The organism is Micromonospora globispora (assembly GCF_003857015.1).
Lineage (GTDB): Bacteria > Actinomycetota > Actinomycetes > Mycobacteriales > Micromonosporaceae > Micromonospora > Micromonospora globispora.
The window spans coordinates 1-3,115 of sequence record NZ_QGGF01000564.1 but is presented as its reverse complement, the minus strand read 5'-3'; the positions used below and the strand labels follow the sequence as shown (position 1 = coordinate 3,115).

Annotated in this window: 5 protein-coding genes and 1 pseudogene; all 6 read left to right on the top strand. The window is 72.0% G+C overall.

The features are described 5' to 3' along the window. A pseudogene (locus DKL51_RS28965) lies at positions 1–240 on the top strand (alanine racemase); the annotation flags it as partial. A gap of 197 nt (positions 241–437) precedes the next feature. Beyond that, entirely contained in the window at positions 438–1,121 is a 684-nt protein-coding gene (locus DKL51_RS28960; RefSeq protein WP_109964591.1) for a cell division protein SepF, read from the top strand. Between the two features lie 28 nt (positions 1,122–1,149). Continuing rightward, positions 1,150–1,455 carry a YggT family protein gene (locus tag DKL51_RS28955; protein WP_109943506.1) on the top strand — a complete coding sequence of 102 codons (306 nt, stop codon included), beginning with the start codon at positions 1,150–1,152 and terminating at the stop codon, positions 1,453–1,455. Positions 1,456–1,496: 41 nt separating this feature from the next. Further along, entirely contained in the window at positions 1,497–2,300 is an 804-nt protein-coding gene (locus tag DKL51_RS28950) for a DivIVA domain-containing protein (protein WP_109943507.1), read from the top strand. A 72-nt stretch (positions 2,301–2,372) separates the two neighbouring features. Beyond that, positions 2,373–2,972, top strand: a complete 600-nt coding sequence (locus DKL51_RS28945; RefSeq protein ID WP_109964590.1) for a hypothetical protein — start codon at positions 2,373–2,375, stop codon at positions 2,970–2,972. Between the two features lie 12 nt (positions 2,973–2,984). Further along, positions 2,985–3,115, top strand: a 131-nt coding sequence (locus tag DKL51_RS28940; protein ID WP_185734953.1) for a DUF167 domain-containing protein, incomplete at its 3' end; no start/stop codon positions are given.

Here is a 3,115-nt window from a genome sequence, read left to right as displayed (position 1 = left end):
GTGGCCGGGGCGGACGCGCTGCGGCTGGCCGGCCTGATGGCGGTGGCGCCGCTGGGCTGGGAGCCGGAGCGGGCGTTCGCCCGCCTGGCCGAGGTGCGGGAGTGGTTCCGGGGCCGGCATCCCGAGGCCACGGCGCTCTCGGCGGGAATGAGCGGGGACCTGGAAATCGCGATCGGGTACGGCGCGACACACGTCCGCGTCGGCAGCGCGTTGCTCGGAATGCGCCCCACGCTGCGGTAGCCTGACCCCGAAAGAAGCAAATTACATCAGTGTTGTTCAGGAACGGCGTCCCGTTGTCCGGGGGCCATTGGCGAGCGGACCGCGAATCGCGCGCCATGGGGATTGCCGATCCGGTCCGGTGGGCATCGTTTGTCCACTCGTGATCAAGCGACACGGCACGGGGGTGCGTGCCGCACGGCGGACGGAAGGGCGCGGGGATGGGTGCACTGCGCAAGGCGGGGGTCTGGCTCGGTCTGGTCGAAGAGGACGACGAGCGGGCCTACGAGGACGGTGGCTACGACAAGGGTGGCTACCGCGAGACGCGGTACCGGTCGAGCCGGTATTCCGAGGAGTTCGCCGACGACGAGGACGACGAGTCCGAGGAGCCGCCGACGCGGTCCCGGGTCGGCGACCGTGGCCGGCAGAGCGAGCGTGCCTCCACGCGGGCGGTGGAGAGCGACCGGGCCGACGTGGAGCGGGCCGAGCGGTCCAGCGTCCGGTCGATCACCCGGGCGACCGCGGGCGAGACGTCGGGTGCGCTGACCTACCACACCCGGGACAACCTCGCCCTGGCGCCGCAGGTCCAGCCGCGGGAGCGCGCGATGGTGGCGGAGGAGGAGCAGCGCTACCAGATCACCACGCTGCACCCGACCACCTACCGCGAGGCGCGGACGATCGGCGAGCACTTCCGGGACGGCGTGCCCGTGATCATCAACCTCACCGAGATGGACGAGGCGGACGCGCGCCGACTGGTCGACTTCGCCGCCGGACTCGCGTTCGGCCTGCGGGGTACGATCGAGCGCGTGACCAACCGGGTGTTTCTGCTCTCACCGGCCAATGTCCAGGTCACCGCTGAGGACAAGGCCAAGATCGCTGAGGGCGGCTTTTTCAGCCTGAGCTAGCCCGCTCGACCGAGGGACGTCGCCTGCCGTGTTGTCGATCCTGTTCCAGGTGCTGTACCTGCTCGTCTATCTCTTCCTGCTTGTTCTCTTGGCCCGTTTTGTCCTCGGCGCCGTTCTGGCCTATGGTCGCCGCTGGCAGCCGGGCCGGGGAGGATCGGCGGGACTGGAATCCGTGTGGAGCGTCACTGATCCGCCTCTCAAGGCGTTGAGGCGTGTGATCCCACCACTGCGAATTGGTACCGTGAGCGTCGACCTCGCCTCGCTTGTGCTCCTGGTTATCCTGTTCGTGCTGATGAGGTTTGTGTTAGAGCCGCTGATCTGGAACTTTTCCTGAACGGCGCGCTTTCGCGGCCGCAACTGACCCGAGGAGTTTCGATGCCGCTGACCCCGGCCGACGTCCACAACGTCGCCTTCAAAAAGCCGCCGATCGGTAAGCGGGGGTACGACGAGGAGGAGGTCGACGCCTTCCTGGACGAGGTCGAGCGTGAGCTCGCCCGTCTGATCGAGGAGAACAACGAGCTGCGCGCCCAGGTGGAGCGCGGCGGTCGCGGCCCCGTCCCCGCCGGCCCCGGTGGCGACGCCCGCCTCGCGGCGGAGCTCAACGACGTCAAGGCCCAGCTCGACCGCGTGCAGCGCGACAAGGCGGCCGCCGAGCAGGCGGCCCGCGCGATGCAGGCCGAGCTCGAGCAGGTTCGTGCCCAGGGTGGCCCGACTGCCGGCGCCGACGGCGAGCAGCAGGCCCTGCGGGTGCTGATGATGGCTCAGCGCACCGCCGACGACCACGTGTCGGACGCGCGCCGCGAGGCCGACCAGCTGCTCTCCGAGGCCCGCACCAAGGCCGAGGAGGTCACCCGCGAGGCCCGCGCCAAGGCCGACGCCCTGGAGCGCGACGCCCGCCAGCGGCACCAGGAGGCCATGGGCGGCCTGGACGCCAAGCGCACCGCGCTGCAGAAGCACATCGAGGAGCTCAAGCAGTTCGAGCGGGAGTACCGCACCCGGCTCAAGGCGTACCTGGAGAGCCAGCTGCGGGACCTCGACGGTCGGGCCCAGGGCCTGGAGGCCGAGGTCAACCGCACGGAGGGCAATCGCTCCGGTGGTGGCAGCAACGGCCTCGCCGCCACCAGCCTCGCCGGCTCGTACGGTGGCGGTCGCTCGGGCTCGCTCGAGTCCGGCCGCTGATCCGCCGTCGGCGGCCGTCCCCACCGACGGCCACCGACCGCGCACACTGACACGACGCGGCGGGGGTGAGCTGTGACAGTCGCCAGCATCCTGCTCATCCTCGTCGCCCTCGTGTTCCTGGTGGCCGGGCTGACCGGCGGGTCCGGTCCGCTGCTGATCATCTCCATCGCGGCCAGCCTGCTGGCCGCCGTCGCTCTCGTCGTGGGTGCCCGCCAGACGGCTTCCACCCGGGCGACGGCGGACCGGACGGCACGCCGCCGGGGCGGGCCGAGCACGCCCGGTGCCGCGTACGGCACTCCGGTCGTGGAGCCCGAGATCCCCGTCCAGCACGTTCCCCCGACGGTCGGCGGCGGGTGGCGGCAACCACCCGGGCCGCCGTCGGGGTCCGATCTGCGGCCCCGGCCTGCGCCGGGCCCCGGCACGGACGAGGTGCCGCTCGACGAACCGGACGTGCAGCAGGTCCGGCCCGAGGACGAGGACCTCGTCGCCCAGCTGGTCACCCCGGTGCACGTGGTGCAGGGGCGGCCGCGCTACCACCTGGCCACCTGTTCGCACCTGCTCGACCGGCTGCCGTCCCGGATCCCCGCCGCCGAGGCGGTCGAGCTGGGCTTCACCCCGTGCGCCCGATGCGCGCCGGTCACCGCCCTGCTCGCCGACGCCCGACCGAGCTGAGCGCGGGTGCCCATGGACGACACGCTCACCGTCGCGGTCCGGGTGAAGCCGGGTGCCTCCCGGGCCCGGGTCGGCGGCCGCTTCGACGGCCCGCACGGCCCCGCCCTGGTGATCGCCGTGAACGCCCCCGCCGTCGACGGTCG